We start from the raw sequence: 17,122 nt of genomic DNA on the forward strand, positions 1-17,122 counted from the left end.
TTGCTCTCCCTTGGCCGGGTGTTGCCGGGGCGTTCAAAACCGCATGGGGTTTTCAAAACAGATGGCCGCCACCTTGTCGCGGTGATCGAGCAGCGCGGGCGTGATGGCCCGAGCGACGGCGGCCGATTGGACCACCGCGCTATCGCGATAATAGGACGGCATCGGACACCGCTCATGCGGGATCGGCGCGAACATGTTGGAAAAGGCCGTCCAGTAGATGTCTGCGGCCGTTATCGTGTCGCCGACGAACCAGTCGGACCCTGCCGCACGGTTCGCCTTAAGCGCAGCGTCGAGATGCGCCAAAACCGCCAGTGTGCGGCTTTCGGCCGCCGCCAGGTCGGTGTTGGGAGAATAGCGAAAGCGCATCCGGGCGATCGGCACGTTGGGCCGATCCAGCGCGGCAGGATCCTTTTCCGCTGCCTTGCGCCGCGCGCTCGCCTCTGACTGTTCAAACAGTTGCAACCGACGATTCCAGCCGAGGCCGTCCTCCCCGCAAATCTCATGCGACAGCCCCAGCACCTGCACTCGCAGCGCCTGATCCTTTGGCAGCAGGCGCGGTTCTGGCGCAAGCCGCTCGACCAACATCAATATCTCGCTCCAGTGCGAGCGGGGCCGTTCGTTATCCAGCATCGCGACCGGGGCGTTCGCTATGCCAGTCCAAGCGACAAGATCATCGTTCGGCATGCCTCCCAGGTGTGGGACCGGCACGAAATCGATGCCCTTGACATGGAACAGCGCCTTAGCTGCCTCACTCCAGGGGCCGGGCACGCCAGCGTTTAGCACCAGGCGAAGGCCGGGAAGATCGCGCGCCTGCGCGGGGGGTATATAATTGAGCGTAGCCTTCATGCTTTTACTGACATGCCTCCATCGACTAGCAGGCGGTGCCCGGTCACATAAGCAGCGCCGGGCGAGGCGAGGAACAGCGCTGCGGCGGCGATCTCCTCCGGCTTGCCCCAGCGTTCGAGCAGCGTGCGCGCCTGCACCATGGCATTCGCCTGCGGATTGGCGGCGAGCGCCGCATTATATTCGGTTGCGAAGGAGCCTGGCGCGATCTCGTTCACGGTGATCCCCTGCGGTCCATGTTCGGCGGCCAGCGCGCGGACCAAGCCTGTGAGGCCGGCCTTGGCCGCGAGATACGCCGGATCTCCTGCATTTGACATCGAGGAGATCATGGAACCGATGACGACGACCCGTCCACCGCGCCGGCCAGCAGCCATCGCCTGCGCGGCGCGGTGGCACAGATCACCCGTCGCGACCAGATTGGTGCCCAGCAGCGCCGTGAAACTGGCGCGGCTGAGACCCGCAAAGCCAGTGCGATCGCGCACGCCAGCATTAGCGATCAATATGTCAAATCGACCGTGCGTCGACAGGATTGCGTCGATGGCCGCCTCCGTGGCGCCTGCGTCGTCCATGTCGAACGCGAACGGAAAGGCCGTGCCCCCCTCCTTCACGATCCGCCGAATAGCCGGTTCCAGCCGTGCCACATCGCGGCCGCCCAGCAGCACCGTCGCGCCCGCCGCCGCCAGCGCGCGCGCCATTTCCAGACCCAGCCCGCGCCCCGCGCCGGTAATGAGTGCGACCTGCCCCCTGAGCGAGAAGAGGGTGTCGAGAAATGCGCCATGCGCGCGGCTGACATCGGGCATGGATCAGCCTGTGCGGGGGGAACGGTAAAGATGAAGGGTATCGACGGTCCCGCTCATTGCGCCAGCGCGCCGCGAATATAGCCGTCGATCGTGCCCGCGCAGCCGATCTTATCCTCTTCGCCCAGCGCGGCGAAGCGGCTGATGTCGGGATACACCACCGCGCCTTTCCGGCCGCAGCCGCACGTCTGGCTATAATCCATCGTCACCCGGTCACCAGTGATGAGTCCACCCCAGCGCCCTTCAAAACCCATGTCGAGAAAGGCGAAGCGACCGGTCTGGACGCCCGTGCGCGGAAGCAGTTTTTCCCCCTCCGCATCGAGCAGCATCGGGATCGTCCACGGATTGACGTGATAATTACCGGCCTCGCACATGGGGAAATGCCAGGACATTTCCGACATGCCGTAGCCCTGATTGGTACGCACGGGCCCCAGAAAAGCGAGGATCTGTTCGCGATAATCCGGTGGGATCGGCGCATTCTTCGTGCCGCCGCCGCACACCAATATGGTGTCGGGATGAAATTCACCGTCGCCCACCCCGCGCTCACGGGCGCGCAGTAACACGTTCCACATCTGCAACCAGGGGCCACCGATAATCATCGGTTCGCGCCGCAGGTCGATCAGCATGTCGGTCATCTCGGCGGCGCGGGCGATGGTACGCGCAGCCTTTTCCTTCATCTGGTCCTCGAACGCGACTATCTCGTCGGGCGTGGCGCTGCCATCGGCTATGCCCATACGCATCTGCGCCATCCGCACGACGCTGCCGACTTCAAGGGGCTGGTCCGACAGCGGATGGATAGAGTCGGGCCGCGCGAACCAATATTCCTGCGCCGCGCTGGCGATCATCATAAGGTAGGGGCCGCCGTTCGGCATGAACTTGAACACATGATGAGCTTTCTCCGGCTTGGCGGGGGTCGGCCAGGCCATCGTCTTGGCAACCAGCGCGCGATAGCGGTCATTGTCGCCCACAGTACGGTTGAGCAGCGATACCTTGCCGGTCGTGCCGTTGGTGACGACCGCGCAATGGCCCGCCGCCCAAAGCGCGGCGATGAAGCTGTCGAAATCCTCCACGCCGGTCAGATCGACATTGTCCACCGGAGTCGCCACCAGAGTGCCGAACCAGCGCAGCAGCCGGTCCCAACGGCCTTCGGTAACGAACGACATGGGATAGCTTTTATACGTCGTATGGGAAAACAGCAGCGGCACGATGTCGTCGATTGTGCGGATTTCGTCGATCCCGGTTTCGCGCGCGCGTCTGTCCAGCACGGCGATCTGGCCGCGTCGGGTGGCGAAGATTTCCTGCGCGGCGCGCAATTGCAGAGTCTCTAATTCCTCAGACTCCATCGTGAACGCCTCGATCAGACCGATGCGCTCCACAGCGTCGAGCAGATAGTTGCGCCTCGGCATCGATAAAGCCGTGCTTCTGTCATTAATTTCGGCGAGCGTTGCCATGGTGCATCCCTCCGTCTCGTCTTTGTCGGATCGTCGTCTTTGTGCGATCTGTTATCACAGACCATGTTCGCCCGGCGCCCGCACTTACCAAATGGGGATCGGTTCGATGTCGATCCGTCAGTTCGCGCCGATATTGCCGAAGATCGCCACGCTGCTCAGCACCCGCCGCACCAACTCGGCCTGGCGCGATACGCCCAGCTTCGAAAAGGCAAGTTTAGAATAGGTACGCGCGCTGTTTTCGGTGATGTGCATTTCCTTCGCCGCTTCGCGCAGGGTCCGTCCCATGCAGAGCAGCGCGGCCAGCCGCGATTCGGCCCGCGACAGGCCGAACAATTCAGCGATCAGTCGTTCCGGCACGGGCGCGGAGCGTGCAATATCGTGCAGGTAGATGGCGCGTTCCGGCCGCGAACCGGGGCCAAGTTCGTCGCGTCCATCGGCCACCGGCACCATCATCAGGCCGATCCTCACCTCCCCGCGCCCTGCAACCTGTGCCGCCTGCGGGACAGCGCGGCTCGCTTCCAGCCGGGCCGCAAGGTCGGCTCGGGTCATCACCAACCGCCCGCTATGCATGCCCATATCGGCGCATTGCGCGATCAGGTCGCGGGCAATCGCGTTATTGAAGAGGATGCGCCCTTCCGCATCGATCGCAACCACGCCAACCTCCAGTCGGCCTAGCGCGTCGCCGGTCAGCCGCCCGGACAGTTCGGCAACCCGCATGCGGTGATAGCCGCCGACGGCGCGTGCCAGCGGCCCGGCCACCGCTTCGACCCAATGCGCCTGCTCGGGCGTCAGTGGTTGATCCGCCGGCGTGACCCAGATCAGATAGGCGACGGGTTGACCGCGATCGCATAACGCCAACGCGTAGGTCTCACCCCCGCCCAGCGGCTTCTGCAAATCCGTGCGCAGCCGTTCCAGCTCCGTCGCATCCTGCCCCGCAAACTGGTTCAGCGGATAGATGACCCCTGCTTCCATCCGGTCGTAGGGAAAGGTCTCGACCTTGCTATATTGTTCGAAAAAACCGTCCCACATGCGGCGGCCATTACCGCGAAAGGCCTGCACGCCGACGGAAGGCAGCCCCTCGCGAACGGTGCGGAAGGCGAGCGCGACGATCACCGCGCCAAGCGCATCACACAGCATATCGACGGCATCTTGCCAGGGTGCATCGGCCAGCGCCCCGGCATAAATCCGTTCTATAGTCAGGGCGTCCAGTACGGCGGGCATCGCGGCTACTGTCGCTCGGGCTGGCCGACCTGCTTGCGCGACTTGAGTGCCAGGATCGGGCCGGGAAAATCTTCTGGCCGGTCGAGAATGGCGCGGACATGGTCGCCTACCTCGTCCGCCCTGATTTCGCGCGGATTGGCGCTGTCCTCGTCGGCCGGATCAACGATATGCGAGAACAGCATCAGCTCGACGACTGAAAGATCCTGCTCCTGCGTTTCCATCGCGAAAAAGCGGAACATGTTGCGCTGCGCTGCCTGGCATAGCGACACTGGTCCCACGCCCGCGAAGGTGAAGTCGGCCATGCCGCCACCGATGCCGATATAGCGCGCGCCCGGCGCCAACAGGGGGATGAGCGCCCGGGCGGCACAATGATGCGAGATCAGATTGCCCTGGAATATCTCGATGAGTTTGTCCGCCGGGCAATCGAGCAACTGGGTGGTGAAAAGCGGGATGTTGATCGAGGTGACGACGGCATCAATATCGGGCGCTGCGGCGCGGACCTTCGCCGCCAGATCGCCGGCCGCTGCGTCCCCGTCCACCGAGCCGGCGACCGTTGCGATGCCCGGCACCGCCTTCGCCAGAGCGGCAAGCTTCGCAGAGTCGCGGGCGACCGCCACGACCTGCCATCCCGCCGCCGAGAGGACACGCACGATGCCGCTCCCGACGGTTCCCGTGGCGCCGACGATGACTGCCGATTTCCTGTCACTCATAAACTCCGAACTCCTCTTATCGCCAATGGTTAGCACGGCAGGGCATCGGAGGGAGAGGGCCGCTTCATCAAATAGGTGATCATTGGCGAAGACGTACGACGGGAAGGTATTGCGCGCTTGCCGGGCTCGTCTCTCCTGACCAACCCTCGCCACATGGCAGAGGATATGACCACCCCCGACCCCTTTCTGGCCATGCCGGATCGGACACGCTTTCTGGAGGAATTAGCCGATCGTGAGGCGATCCGCGATTGTCTGTATCGCTATTGCCGGGGTATCGATCGATGCGACGCCGATCTGTTGCGAAGCGCGTTCTGGCCCGATGCGCTCGACAGCCATGCCGTGCCGGGCAAGCCGCCGCTCAACGCCCATTATTTCATCGAACGGGTCATCCCCCTTCTGGAAAACATGCGCGTCACCCAGCATCAACTAACCAATATCCTGATCCGCATCGATGGTGCGCGGGCAACAAGCGAAAGCTATTTCTGGGCCGTGCATCAGGAGGAGCGACAGGGCGAGCAGCAGGATGTCCATGCCGCCGGGCGCTATCTCGACCATATGGAACTGCGCGTGGGGCAGTGGCGGATCGCACATCGCCATGTGCTGATCGACTGGTTCCGCGTGGACGATAAGGCGTCTGACTGGGAGACGGGCATGTTTGGCAAGCCGTCGGAAATGGGCGACCGTTTCGGACGCGACCATTCCAACAGCTTTTTAGCGCCGCGCTGAGTCCGCGCGGCGCGTTTTTTCAGAACATCGGCAGCAATGGCGGCAGGCCCATGGCGACGCGGCCGGCATCCTCCATCATCGCGCGCTGGAACACAATATGGCCGGCCACCGCATTGACGTCGCGCAGAGCGCGTTCGAAAGGTTGGTCGCTGAACAGCGCCGTGCCGCCCGCCGCGCGATAGCATAGCTGGACCGCCTCGACGCTGGTCTCCACCGCATGGACACTCGACCGGCGCATACGCGCGCGCGCCTCCATGCTGGTCTCGCCAGTTTCCTTTATTTCGCGCCACATCCGGTCAAAGGCGTCGCGCACGCCCAGCCGCGCGCCCTCTACCATCGCGTCGGCCTTCGCCACCACATATTGCGCGAAGGGTTGGTGGGCGAGGCCTTGTCGCGGCGGCGGCGGCGTCTTTTTAGCGGCCATGTCTCGCAGCGCCCCGATAGTCGCGCGCGCAATGCCGAGCGGTACGGCGGTCAGACCAAAACCGAAATAGCTGGTCGGCAGGCGATAGATCGGTGAGTCGTGCTGGGGCACCGATCCGAACATGGCGAAGGCCCGTTGTTCAGGCACGAACACGTCGTCCACCGTGAATTCGGTGCTGCCCGTTCCTCGCATCCCACCGGTCTTCCAACTGTCCAGGATGGTGATGTCCGACACGGGGACAAGCACATGGCGCACCACCGGGATGCCGGTCGCCCCTTTGCGCATTTCCGCCCCGTCGAACACGAAGCATCCGCCCATGACCCATTTGGCCTGATGGACGCCGCTGGCCCATCCGAAGGTGCCACTGACCCGATAACCGCCCTCTGTCGCGACTGCTCGGCCCTGCGGCGGGCCGGAGCCAGCAGTCGCGACCTCCGCGTCGGCGAACAGCTCGCGGGCAAAGTCCTGATCCATGACGCCGGCCAAAGATCCGCCATTTGTGCCAATGGCGTAATTCCACCCGACCGACCCGTCATAGGTCGATACTTCTTCAATCAAGTCGAACAGGCAGAGCGGCGACAGGCCTCTGCCGCCCATGTCTTGCGGCAGCAATATGCGGTAAATGTCACGCTCGACAAAGGCGCGAGCGACCGTATCGGGAAGGCGGCGAAGCGTGTCAGCTTCGTCCCTAGCCGCCTCGACAATCGGGCGGAGCGATCGGGTTTCTTCCCACAATTCGGGCGATATGCTCTCGATCACGTTTGCTCTCCTACCGCCACGCCGACGCGATTCCCGCCCCGCTTGAGATCTATGGGTAAGGTCGTGTCCGGTCCACCGCAACGGCGGGCTCAGCGTTATCACGCACATGCTGAAACAGCGCGTGCGCCGAGCGCTTCAGTCGAGGCTGGAGAAGAAAGCGATCACGTCGGCGGCGAAGGCGTGTGGTTCTTCCATCGCTGCGAAATGCCCGCCCGCCTCCATCTTGCTCCAGCGAACGACATTAAAGGCCTGTTCGGCCAGACGGCGGCTTGGCATAGGATAGAATTCGCGGGGGAAATGTGCGAGCGCAGTCGGCACCTTCACCGGCCCCGGATTTCCCGGATCGCGGGTCACGCCATAATACATCCAAAGCGACGACATCACATTGTCCGTGACCAGATAGGTCATGAGGTTGGTAAGCAGTTGATCCTTGCTGAAACGGCTTTCCACGTCGCCCCCGGTGTCGCCCCAGCCGCGGAACTTCTCCACCACCCAAGCGGCCCAGCCAACCGGATTGTCGTGCAGAGCCAGGCCGATGGTCGTTGGCTTTGTCGCCTGTTCATGCTGATAGGCGCTTTCGCCCGCCGTCGCTTGGCCGACGCCCGCCCAATACTCGGCCAGTTCCGGATCGTCGCTGGACCCAGGCGGCGGCCCGAAGAAGAAATTGAGGTGGATCGCGGCAACGACATCGGCATGGCCCGCGCCCAACTCACGCGTGACCGCCGATCCCCAGTCGCCGCCTTGTGCGTAGAAGCGCGGATAGCCCAGCGCCTCGACCATCAGCTTGCGCCACATCGCTGCGACCGTGGCCGGCCCGATTGGCTTTGTCGGGCGCCCCGACCAGCCGTAGCCGGGCAGCGAGGGAATGACGAGCGTGAAGCCCGCGGCGAGCAGCAGCGGGATCGCGGCCTGAAACTCCACCACCGAACCGGGCCAGCCATGTGTGAGCAGGATCGGAACTGGCCGCGATCCGTCGCCATGAATATGGTAGAAATGGATGGGCACGCCGTCAATATCGGCGATGAATTGCGGCCAGCGGTTGAGTGCGACCTCCTGCGCGCGCCAGTCATAGCTGTCGCGCCAATAGGCGACCAGTTCGGCAAGATATGCCGGGTCCATGCCATAGTCCCAAGGCGCGCCTTCGACAGGCGCGTAGCCGATACGGCTGTCGGCCACGCGCCTGGCAATCCGGTCAAGTACCGGTTGGGGCACGTCGATACGAAAGGGTGTCACGGACATGCGGGGCTCCTGCTGTCGATTCTCTTCAGCTGCGCCTGCTATAGGGATTTGCTTCCGATGAAAATCCGGCGTCAGCCGGCCATACTCACGGTCGTTGATATCGGGTGATAGCGCCAGCCTTCTCCCCGATAAGGATGACATTCGTCCAAATCCCTCTCCCCCATCGCGGTGCGGGCAGAGGGGGGGGCTCCTAAGCCAGATGCGCCGCGCGATTGTTGACACGAGCCGGATCGATCGTCAGCGGCCGCATGTAGGACGGGTCTGACTTGTCTCGTGTAGAAGGTATGAAATCCATGTCGCCCAGTGCCCCGTCCGGATCGATCGCATCGTTCAGGCCATGGATCACGCAGATGCGCGCGGCGATCGCCCATTTGTCGTCACGCCGTTCCAGCCGATCGATATAGCGCCCGGTCGTGCGGCTATGGACTGGCTTGTCCCTGTTGACCGAGGTGAAGGTATAATAGGTTTCGCAATGGGCTGTGTCGCCTTCAATTTCGCAACTGTGATTGCCCAGCGTATGCATGGTGCGGTGCTGATATTTTGCGTGATAGGCAAAATAATAATCGATGAAGCCTTCAGCCCCGCCGACATATTCGCCATGATCATCCAAGGCATCGGCATGATAGGCCGAACTTAGCAGATCACGGTCGAAACGATCCATGCCGCGGCAGTAGCGGATGAGGCAATCATAGATTTCGATGCGGTCCTTCACCCACCTTAAGCTGGCCTGTTCGTTCATCTTTCTCTCCCGGAATGATATTGCTCGCCGGTTAGATCGCCTAACCAACCGCCGCGGGCAAAGTCGCCATATCGATCACGAAACGATATTTGACTTGGCTCGCCAAGATTCTTTCATAGGCGTCCTCGACCGCACCCATATCGATCATCTCGATATCCGCGACAATGCCGTGCTTCGCACAAAAATCGAGCATTTCCTGCGTTTCCGCAATACCCCCAATGATCGACCCCGCTAGCGTGCGGCGACGCATCGCCAACTGCATGGAGGCAGGATAGTGATGCTGTTCCGTACCGGCCCCCAGCATGACGAGCGCGCCATCACGCTTGAGCAGATTGGTATAGGCCACCAAGTCCTGCGCGGCCGACACAGTATTGAGGATCAGGTCGAAGCGCCCGACGTTGCCCTTCATCACGTCCGGGTCGCTGGAGATGAGCACCTCGTCTGCGCCGAGCGCGTGCGCCTCGGCCGCCTTGTCAGGCGACCTGGTGAAGGCCACGGTATGCGCGCCCATCGCATGGGCCAGTTTCACACCGACATGCCCCAGTCCGCCAATCCCCACGATGCCTACTGTCTTGCCCGGTCCAGCCTGCCAGTGGCGCAGCGGCGAATAGAGGGTGATGCCCGCGCACAAAAGCGGCGCGGCCGCAGCCAGTTGCGATTCGTCGTGGGTCATGCGCAGCACGTAATTTTCATCGACCACGATATGGTCAGAATAGCCGCCATAGGTCGGCTTTCCTTCGGCGTCCTTGCTGCCATATGTGCCGACCATGCCCAGGTCGCAATATTGCTCCAAATTCTCATGGCAGGACGCGCACTCGCGGCAGCTATCGACGATGCAGCCGACGCCGACCAGATCACCGACGGCAAAGCGGCTGACGCCCGCTCCTGCGGCGCTGACACGCCCCACGATCTCATGGCCCGGCACGCACGGATAAATGTCGTTATGCCAATCGTTGCGGGCGAAATGCACGTCGGAATGGCAAACGCCGCAATAGAGGATGTCGATGCGCACATCCTTCTCGCCGATCGTACGCCGGTCAAAATGGAAAGGCGCGAAATGCTCAGGTGAATGCGCGGCAAAGGCGATAGCGTTCGTCATCGGTGCGATCTCCATAAAAAGGGCGAGTGAGCGACCGAAAGGCTAGCTCGGCCGCAGGCTAAAAGTCCTCGGTCTGAATATAATTGGCGTAGATTTCACGCCATTGGAGAGATGCCGCAATCCTCCGCTTTATGATTGCGGCCATCTTACTGCCTTTTCCGGGATGCCGACATCCCTTCTGATGATGAGTAGCCCGCGCGATCAGGGTTCGCCCTCGTCGCTGATCCACTTCATGTAGCGCTGCATGGAGTAGAAGCCGTCATGTGGCGCGCCCGATCCGAACGACATCGCCATGCCGAGGTTGACGATCCGCTGGGCGCCGGCATTGGCCAACGTGTCCCGCAGTTCGGCCTTGCGGGCGAAGGGGTAGATGCCTGCAGTTGAGGTGGCAACAGAGGCATGGCGCACCGCGTCCGCCAGCTTCTCCACGCGAACCACGTTGACGATCTTGCCTTCCGGGTGGAATTCGACCGGCTCGTCAGAGCGCACAACGATGCCCGATCCGTCATACCTGCCCCATACGCGATAGTCAGGCTCCAGCATCGAGAAGGCCTCTATCTCTTCGCGCAGGTCGGTCGACACCGGGAAACAGGCGGCGGCAGTATAGCGCCTTTCTTTGATCATGTTCCCGTGCAACGTGGCGCAGAAACGGTCGACATCCTGGACGCTGCCTTCGATGAAGATGAAGCGCGAGCAGACGCAGGCGCTCTGGTCGAAATTGGCGACGTCGATCGCCGCCAGTTCGGCCGCCTCCTCAATGTTCGCCTGGGAGGCGAACACTTCCTTGCCGACCAGCGAAATGGACGTCTTGGGATCGAAGGTAATGAGCTCCAGCCCCGGCCCGGCATATTTCTTGATGCCGGTGATCGCGCGTTCGCCGCCCCAGGCAGCGATCTTGTCGAAATATTGCGGGCGGCAGATCGCACCTTCGACTCGCTCGTCGCCACCGCGCCAATAGACGGCAGTGAAAGATTTGAGGATCGGGTGGCCTGGTACGATGCGCGCCATGGTCCGCAGGATCGCGGGCGCGGTGTGCAGGTCGTTGGTCGGCATCTTGAGCAGGTGCACGCCCTTGGTCAGCGCGCCCTTGATGATCGCACCAGCGGCCACCATCGGCACGTTGCCGGCCAGCACATGCAGGATGCGCGGTGGGAAGGCACGCACCTTGATCATCTTGCCGTTGGTCAGCACTTCGCGCTGCCAGCCGTCGAGTATCTCCAACGACCCCAGCTCGCGCTTGAGCATATAGGCGATGCCCGCCCGGTCGGAGAACATGCCGGGCAGGTCGTCATAAAGATTTTCGACGATCCGCCGCTCTAGCGTGCAAGTGCGGCTCATCCGATCGAGCGCCTTGGCGACATGACCATCGACGTCGGCGCGCAACGCCTCTCCCGTGCGGTCGAGAATGTCGATGATCTCCGCCACCGGAACATCGGCGGCCGGGCATGGCTCCATGCGCGACCAGACCAGGCTGCCGATGTCGATCTTCGGCGTGGCGAAGGGCGGTCGTCCAGAAAAGACCTCGTCCGTGCCCTTGACCAGCTCGCCCTTGACGATGTGCTGGACGACCTGAAGCGGCTGGTCGGATGCGAAACCCTTGTTGTTCTCGACGGTCATCAGATAGTTGCTCCTCGGATACTGGGATTCGATCGTACCCGAGCAGGCAATCCTGTCTTCCTTGCCCAAGCCGCTTTAAGTGTTGATATTGCGCTGACACGTCCCGGAGCGCGATCGTCCGCGACGGGCGTGTGTTCCCCATGGCGGATCATGCCGGGCGGCCCGTCCCTCAGCATGAGAAATGCCTCGCGTTCAAGATCCACGGAAGCCGCATAGTGTCACGCACCGCGCCGTCGGCAATGTCCGCCGCGCCGAAGCCCGACACGACGCAGCCGAACGACGTCTGCGCCGGCAGGGGACTGACGTTCATTCTCGCTCTCCTTGCTGCACAGGTTCATGCGGAGGCGCGGCGAAGTAAATTGCCATTTGGTGAGGTGGTAGGTGTACCCCGCCCGGTCAGCTGCCCTCATAGCGGCGGTCAAAGCGGACGGTAGCCCGGTCTATCTCGTCAAGGCCGGTGGCGGGCTCGTCCCAATGGCGCGGTTCGAACATGGCGGGCAGATTCGCGGCAATCTCGTCAGGCGAGGGACAGACGCGAAGCATACCGCTCCAGCCTTCGCTCAGGCCGCTGAATACCCGGCTGTAATTGCCGCGCAGGATAGAGTGGGTTTCTCCGGTCACACTGCATTGCGGGCTGAAAAGCGAGGCAATCAGCGCTGCGGTATATTCCGGCGCCATCTGGTCGCCATATTTATTGCCTCGGGCCATAGCGGCGGCCATGAAGTCGGCGTCTACCCGCTCGCCTGTCAGCGCGCCCATGCGGCGCGCCGGTGGCGTTCGGCATGATCGCGTGGATACAGATGCTGTCGGGCGCTTCCTGCACCAGCACGCGCATCAAGCCAATCACGCCTGTCTTCGACGCGCCGTAATTGGCCCGATAGAGATTGCCGATTACGCCCGATTGCGAGGAGGCAAAGATGATCCGTCCATGACCCTGCTGCTTCATCAGGCGACAAGCGGCTGGGTGACTTAGAGGGCGCCCTTGAGGTGGACGGCAAGCATCGATTCAATATCGTCCTCGGTCAAATCTTCGATCAGCGCGTTGCGCTGGTTGCCGGCATTGTTGATGACGATATCGACGCGACCGAAATGGTCGAGCGCCGCCTGAGTTATCGCCTCGCCCCCGCCCTTGGTCGCTACGTTGTCGCCAATGGCGACGGCGCGACCTCCTTTGGCGTAAATTCCCTCCACCACGGCCTGCGCCAGCGAGACGCCGCCCAGATCGTTGACGACAACCCGCGCCACGTTCCGCCAGGAGCAGAGCATAGACCTTGCCCAGTCCGCCAGCTGCGCCTGTGATGATTGCCACCTGTCCGCTCAGGTCAATCCGCTCCGCCATGTGTCATCCTCCTGACTGAATTAGGGGGACGATCATAGAAGCGCCTTCCGTGTGCGGACCTAAATTAGTCCGGGACTTGCGCGCTGCTATGATCATCCGGCATGTGATCGAAGCTAGAAAAAGCTGGTGGAGAGAAAAATGATGACCATGGATGAGGAAGACCAGGGCTTGCTGGTGCCTGCCCGCCGGATTCCGCCGCCGTCCACGATCAGCCCAGAAGCGCAGGCTTTTCTTTCCATACCGCGTTCGCCGATGCAGGAGGCTCCGACCGACCCGAACGATGTCGACGCCTGGCGTGCGCACATTACGCTGTCGAACGCAGTGGTAGACGAGTTTATCGCTAAAGGCGTAGTGCTATCCGCCGCGTGCGTGGACACGCATCGACATCTTGCGGCTCCGCTCTATGAACTAACACCCGACAAGCTGAATGATGCCGAACGGAACAAGGTAATCCTTTTTCTGCACGGCGGCGCATATATCTATGGGGCAGGCCTCGCGGCGGCGAACATGGCGATACCCCTCGCGGCCGAGACGGGTTTACGCACCTTTTCGGTGGATTATCGTATGCCGCCCGAGCATCCCTTTCCAGTCGGGCTAGACGATGCGCTGGAAGCCTATCGCTGGCTGCTCGACCGCCATGCGCCAGGCGACATCGCCGTCGCGGGTATGTCGGCAGGGGGTGGGCTGGCCGCCGCCCTGCTTCTCAAGGCACGAGACATGGGCGTGCCGATGCCCGGCGCATGCATCCTTGTGACGCCAGAGGCTGATCTGACCGAAAGCGGCGATACGTTCGAAACGAACGACACGATTGACGTCGTACTGCGACATCGGCTTACCACCACCATCGCGCTCTATGCCAATGGCCACGATCTGCGCGACCCCTATGTGTCTCCCGTGTTCGGAAGCTTCGAGGGCTTTCCACCCACCATCCTCCTGTCCGGCACGCGCGACCTGTTCCTGTCCAATACGGTCCTGCTGCATCGCGCTATGCTGCGCGCCGGTGTGGCGGCCGAATTGCATGTCTGGGAAGCGATGCCGCATGGCGGTTTCATGGGAGCGCCGGAGGATGGCGAGTATCTGGCGGAACAGGTTCGGTTCATCCGCCAGCACTTGCGGCTGGCCTGATACCGAAGGGCTTCGGATTTCGACGAGAACCCGAAGCCCTTCGGTCCGTTTTCGTCCCGTAGCTTACCGCCGACTAATGCCTTCAACATTATTGGCATAGAGCGCGACCACCGGCGGCTTGGTCCCGCCGCCGGGATTGGTACTGACCTCCAGCGTGGAAAAGCCCTTCCGGTCACCCATCGTCACGGTGCCGATCGCCTCCACCGCGCTATAACCGCGCACGTGCATGACGATATCATCCCGATAGGCGAAGTCGAGCGTCAGTTCCTCGCCGGTTTCCAGCACGACATGACCGCTGGCCGTCCGGTAACTGAGCGCGTCCGATTCAAGGTGGACCAGGATGCGGCTGTCTGTGACCCGGATCGGATCGCCATCGCGCAATAGATAGCCGACCTTGAACATCACGCCGCCCTCCACCGCCGCGTGCAGCAGGTGCAACGACAAGTCAGGCCCGAACACGCAGGGCCACCAGCGCGTGCCCAGGATGACTCCCCAGTCGCGATTGCTCCAGGATCGGTCGCGATAGCCGACTGCGTCGATCGCGATCTCCCGATCACCCAGCCAGACCGTCCCAGTCATCCGTCCTGCCACTTCGAAATGATGACTCTCGCCCGTGGATTGCCCGACCATCTGCATATAGTCGTAGCGTGGATGATCATCGTCGAAACGCAGGCGCGCCTGGCAATCAGGGAAATCGGCAACGATGTCGGCATGACCATCGAAGCTGACGCGCAACTGCGGCCCCCATCCCATATGCGCCTCCCCCCGGTCGGCTGCAGCCATCGCCGCGCCCGTGACGTTGGAGCGGAACCGCGTCCCATCCTCCGTGAAGACGCCGAAGCAGGAATTGAGCGCGCCCACGACCGGCTCCTGCCCCAGCCGCCAGAAGCCGCCCAGCCCTGCTTTCGGGTCATGCCAGGTGAAAAGAGCGCTCTACTGCCACGATGGGTCAGCTCCTGGTGTGTGCGGACGATCGTCAGCGGGATCGAATACGGCAATATCACGCATCGTCACAGGGCCTTTCCCTTGTTACGCAATGGTCAGAAAAACATAAATGTGAGGATGCAGGGTGATGGTAGTTCGTCGCGATTTCGACATTTTGGAGCGTACGCTGGAACAGTGGCTGGCACTGCGCCTGTCCGATACTGTCGTCGTCACGGGCATCGTCGTTCCCAGCGGCGGCTTTTCCAGTGAAACCTATCTAGTCGACGCCACGCTGGGCACGGGCGGCGCGGCGCGATGGGTGCTGCTTATCCAGGCGACGCAAGTGCAGGTCTATGAGGATCCGGCGGTTAGGAAACAATATCGTGTCATGCAGGCGCTGAAGCGGATCGGCGAGGTGCCAGTGCCCCATACGCTCTGGTTCGAGGACGACCCCTCTGTGCTGGGCAGCCCCTTCTTTCTTATGGAGCGGATCGAGGGGCAGGCTCCGCCGGAGGAATATCATCGCGAGGGCGTACTGGCGGAGGCGAGTCCCGCCGCGCGCGAGGCGATGTGGCGCGACAGCATCCGCATGCTGGCGCGGGTCCACCGAACCGATCCCACTCCCTTCGCCTTTCTGGACGACAAAAGCCTGGGGCCGTGCGGCATCGATCAGGAACTGGCGCGCTGGGACCGTTTCCGGGCGTGGGCCGGCCGGCCGGGCGTCGACATACTCGACCGGGGACGGGCGCTGGCTGGAGGATCACCGGCCTGCTCCCACGCCGGTCGGCGTTTCCTGGGGCGATGCCAGGCTCAATAACTTTCTGTTCCGTGACAATCGCTGCGTCGCCGTGCTGGACTGGGAGACCGCATCACTGGGTGGGGGCGAATATGACCTTGGCTGGTGGCGGTATTTCGACCGCGCCACTAGCGTCGGCATAGGTATGGAGCGAGCCAAGGGCCTGGGCGATCGGGCAGCGACCATCGCGCTGTGGGAAGAGGAAATGGGGTGCAGGGCGCAGGCGATGGAATGGTATGAATTCTTCGCCGCGTGGCGCTTCGGCTGGATCGTGCAACGCGCCTTCTCGCTGTTCGGGGCGGCCGGCATCGCCATGCCGATCGACAGCAATCCAGCCATCCGCCGGATCGCGGAACTGCTGGGGGAAGGATCGTGACGCATTGCCGGCCTATTCCATGAAAACGGAAATCTCGTCGAGCGCCTGCATCAGGATCAGCGGGATTTTTCGCCGGGTGGCCGAGGGATACTCGCGGAAAGGCGGATTTTGGTCCTGCATCGCGACCCAGGCCCGGTCCAGCTCCGCCCCTTCCGGCTCGCGCCAGCTGGCGTCGAACGCCTGCGTGGCGATCTGAAAGGCGAGCGGGCTGCCGGACTTTATGTTGAGGTACCAGGCGGGATGTTCTTCCGCCCCGCCCTTTGACCCGCCGATCAGCACCTGTCCGTCCAGATTGGCGTAGCCGAGCGGGGTGATCATCGTGCGGCCACTCTTGCGTCCGACATAGCGGATCAGCACCATCGGCTGGAAGCGATGTCCGCCCAGAAAGCGCGCATCCATGATATGACCCGCGTGCCGCCCGATCCAATATACATGGCGCGGTGATCGGTCGCCCATCGCACCAACCTGGCGTGCATCTGCTCATCGTAGACAATCGACATTCATCCGCTCCCTGTTCGCCTAGTGCGATCTTTGCGGGTCTAGGTAGCGGGCCGGTCGCACATAGCGATAACCTGCGGCGATATCATCTGCATGATTGTAGGCATAATATTTGAGTCTTGGCGACAATATTGCCGGAACGTCACTTTGGTTTCAGTTGGTTGTTTCAAATGGCGGCTTATGTTGGCCGGCGCGCAGTGGCAGGATCTATTCGCCAGTGATAGAGCGCCGGTCCGCATCCTTCAAAATGACGAGGCCGCAATAATGACGAGTTGGGATGTCAAACAGGGCATCCAATTCAACATCGTTATTATGGGTAGCGCGGCGGCGGTGGGAGGCCAGACATGACCGACACGGCCCACATCCTTCGGGAGATGGAACCGATCCGCCAGCTCAAGGCGCTATTTCCGCTGCGTCGATACGACGGACTGGGACGGAT

The 17,122-nt window shown here is 62.3% G+C and carries 20 protein-coding genes and 1 pseudogene; 4 read left to right on the forward strand and 17 right to left on the reverse strand.

Annotated features, from left to right (window positions below):
- Nucleotides 1–33: 33 nt before the first annotated feature.
- From ACZ1JM_RS01885 to ACZ1JM_RS01905, 5 genes are all read right to left on the reverse strand, one after another.
- On the reverse strand, nucleotides 34–846 hold the full coding sequence (locus ACZ1JM_RS01885; RefSeq protein ID WP_465132405.1) for a glutathione binding-like protein: 813 nt from the start codon (nucleotides 844–846) through the stop codon (nucleotides 34–36).
- Nucleotides 843–1,643, reverse strand: a complete 801-nt coding sequence (locus ACZ1JM_RS01890) for an SDR family oxidoreductase (RefSeq protein ID WP_465132406.1) — start codon at nucleotides 1,641–1,643, stop codon at nucleotides 843–845. The genes ACZ1JM_RS01885 and ACZ1JM_RS01890 overlap by 4 nt, the downstream gene beginning before the upstream one ends.
- Nucleotides 1,644–1,696: 53 nt before the next feature.
- Nucleotides 1,697–3,046 (reverse strand): hypothetical protein, encoded by a 1,350-nt coding sequence (locus tag ACZ1JM_RS01895; RefSeq protein WP_465132407.1) that lies wholly within the window; start codon nucleotides 3,044–3,046, stop codon nucleotides 1,697–1,699.
- Between the two features lie 162 nt (nucleotides 3,047–3,208).
- On the reverse strand, nucleotides 3,209–4,312 hold the full coding sequence (locus ACZ1JM_RS01900; RefSeq protein ID WP_465132408.1) for a helix-turn-helix transcriptional regulator: 1,104 nt from the start codon (nucleotides 4,310–4,312) through the stop codon (nucleotides 3,209–3,211).
- Between the two features lie 5 nt (nucleotides 4,313–4,317).
- A complete protein-coding gene (locus ACZ1JM_RS01905; RefSeq protein ID WP_465132409.1) occupies nucleotides 4,318–5,022 on the reverse strand; it encodes an SDR family oxidoreductase in 705 nt (234 codons plus the stop codon).
- 165 nt (nucleotides 5,023–5,187) lie between these two features.
- Between ACZ1JM_RS01905 and ACZ1JM_RS01910 the strand changes: the two genes are divergently transcribed.
- Complete coding sequence (locus tag ACZ1JM_RS01910) at nucleotides 5,188–5,748, forward strand: nuclear transport factor 2 family protein (protein WP_465132410.1); 561 nt, start codon at nucleotides 5,188–5,190, stop codon at nucleotides 5,746–5,748.
- Between the two features lie 19 nt (nucleotides 5,749–5,767).
- Here the strand turns inward: ACZ1JM_RS01910 and ACZ1JM_RS01915 are convergent, their stop codons facing one another.
- The 9 genes from ACZ1JM_RS01915 to ACZ1JM_RS01955 form a co-directional block, all read right to left on the reverse strand.
- Nucleotides 5,768–6,931: an acyl-CoA dehydrogenase family protein gene (locus ACZ1JM_RS01915; protein ID WP_465132411.1), complete on the reverse strand. Its 1,164-nt coding sequence runs from the start codon at nucleotides 6,929–6,931 to the stop codon at nucleotides 5,768–5,770.
- A 135-nt stretch (nucleotides 6,932–7,066) separates the two neighbouring features.
- Nucleotides 7,067–8,170 carry an epoxide hydrolase family protein gene (locus tag ACZ1JM_RS01920; protein ID WP_465132412.1) on the reverse strand — a complete coding sequence of 368 codons (1,104 nt, stop codon included), beginning with the start codon at nucleotides 8,168–8,170 and terminating at the stop codon, nucleotides 7,067–7,069.
- Nucleotides 8,171–8,360: 190 nt separating this feature from the next.
- Nucleotides 8,361–8,909, reverse strand: coding sequence for a nuclear transport factor 2 family protein (locus ACZ1JM_RS01925; protein ID WP_465132413.1), 549 nt, complete (start codon nucleotides 8,907–8,909; stop codon nucleotides 8,361–8,363).
- Between the two features lie 40 nt (nucleotides 8,910–8,949).
- On the reverse strand, nucleotides 8,950–10,008 hold the full coding sequence (locus ACZ1JM_RS01930) for an NAD(P)-dependent alcohol dehydrogenase (protein ID WP_465132414.1): 1,059 nt from the start codon (nucleotides 10,006–10,008) through the stop codon (nucleotides 8,950–8,952).
- A gap of 201 nt (nucleotides 10,009–10,209) precedes the next feature.
- Nucleotides 10,210–11,625, reverse strand: coding sequence for an acyl-CoA reductase (locus ACZ1JM_RS01935; RefSeq protein ID WP_465132415.1), 1,416 nt, complete (start codon nucleotides 11,623–11,625; stop codon nucleotides 10,210–10,212).
- Between the two features lie 169 nt (nucleotides 11,626–11,794).
- Complete coding sequence (locus tag ACZ1JM_RS01940; protein ID WP_465132416.1) at nucleotides 11,795–11,935, reverse strand: hypothetical protein; 141 nt, start codon at nucleotides 11,933–11,935, stop codon at nucleotides 11,795–11,797.
- Between the two features lie 86 nt (nucleotides 11,936–12,021).
- Complete coding sequence (locus ACZ1JM_RS01945; RefSeq protein WP_465132417.1) at nucleotides 12,022–12,384, reverse strand: hypothetical protein; 363 nt, start codon at nucleotides 12,382–12,384, stop codon at nucleotides 12,022–12,024.
- A complete protein-coding gene (locus ACZ1JM_RS01950; RefSeq protein ID WP_465132418.1) occupies nucleotides 12,317–12,571 on the reverse strand; it encodes an SDR family NAD(P)-dependent oxidoreductase in 255 nt (84 codons plus the stop codon). The genes ACZ1JM_RS01945 and ACZ1JM_RS01950 overlap by 68 nt, the downstream gene beginning before the upstream one ends.
- A 23-nt stretch (nucleotides 12,572–12,594) precedes the next feature.
- Nucleotides 12,595–12,891 (reverse strand): SDR family NAD(P)-dependent oxidoreductase, encoded by a 297-nt coding sequence (locus ACZ1JM_RS01955; RefSeq protein ID WP_465132419.1) that lies wholly within the window; start codon nucleotides 12,889–12,891, stop codon nucleotides 12,595–12,597.
- A gap of 211 nt (nucleotides 12,892–13,102) precedes the next feature.
- Here ACZ1JM_RS01955 and ACZ1JM_RS01960 point away from each other — a divergent pair, with 211 nt between their 5' ends.
- A complete protein-coding gene (locus ACZ1JM_RS01960; protein WP_465132420.1) occupies nucleotides 13,103–14,089 on the forward strand; it encodes an alpha/beta hydrolase in 987 nt (328 codons plus the stop codon).
- Between the two features lie 63 nt (nucleotides 14,090–14,152).
- Here ACZ1JM_RS01960 and ACZ1JM_RS01965 read toward each other — a convergent pair whose 3' ends face one another.
- Both ACZ1JM_RS01965 and ACZ1JM_RS01970 read right to left on the reverse strand, forming a co-directional pair.
- Complete coding sequence (locus tag ACZ1JM_RS01965; RefSeq protein WP_465132556.1) at nucleotides 14,153–14,575, reverse strand: DUF7064 domain-containing protein; 423 nt, start codon at nucleotides 14,573–14,575, stop codon at nucleotides 14,153–14,155.
- 24 nt (nucleotides 14,576–14,599) lie between these two features.
- Nucleotides 14,600–15,010, reverse strand: a pseudogene (locus ACZ1JM_RS01970) (DUF7065 domain-containing protein); the annotation flags it as partial.
- 151 nt (nucleotides 15,011–15,161) lie between these two features.
- Here ACZ1JM_RS01970 and ACZ1JM_RS01975 point away from each other — a divergent pair.
- Together ACZ1JM_RS01975 and ACZ1JM_RS01980 are read left to right on the forward strand one after the other, a co-directional pair.
- A complete protein-coding gene (locus ACZ1JM_RS01975) occupies nucleotides 15,162–15,830 on the forward strand; it encodes a phosphotransferase family protein (RefSeq protein WP_465132421.1) in 669 nt (222 codons plus the stop codon).
- Entirely contained in the window at nucleotides 15,766–16,185 is a 420-nt protein-coding gene (locus ACZ1JM_RS01980; RefSeq protein WP_465132557.1) for a phosphotransferase, read from the forward strand. The genes ACZ1JM_RS01975 and ACZ1JM_RS01980 overlap by 65 nt, the downstream gene beginning before the upstream one ends.
- A gap of 12 nt (nucleotides 16,186–16,197) precedes the next feature.
- Here the strand turns inward: ACZ1JM_RS01980 and ACZ1JM_RS01985 are convergent, their stop codons facing one another.
- A complete protein-coding gene (locus tag ACZ1JM_RS01985; protein WP_465132422.1) occupies nucleotides 16,198–16,584 on the reverse strand; it encodes a nitroreductase/quinone reductase family protein in 387 nt (128 codons plus the stop codon).
- Nucleotides 16,585–17,122: the final 538 nt, after the last annotated feature.

The organism is Novosphingobium sp. BL-S-24 (assembly GCF_055521575.1).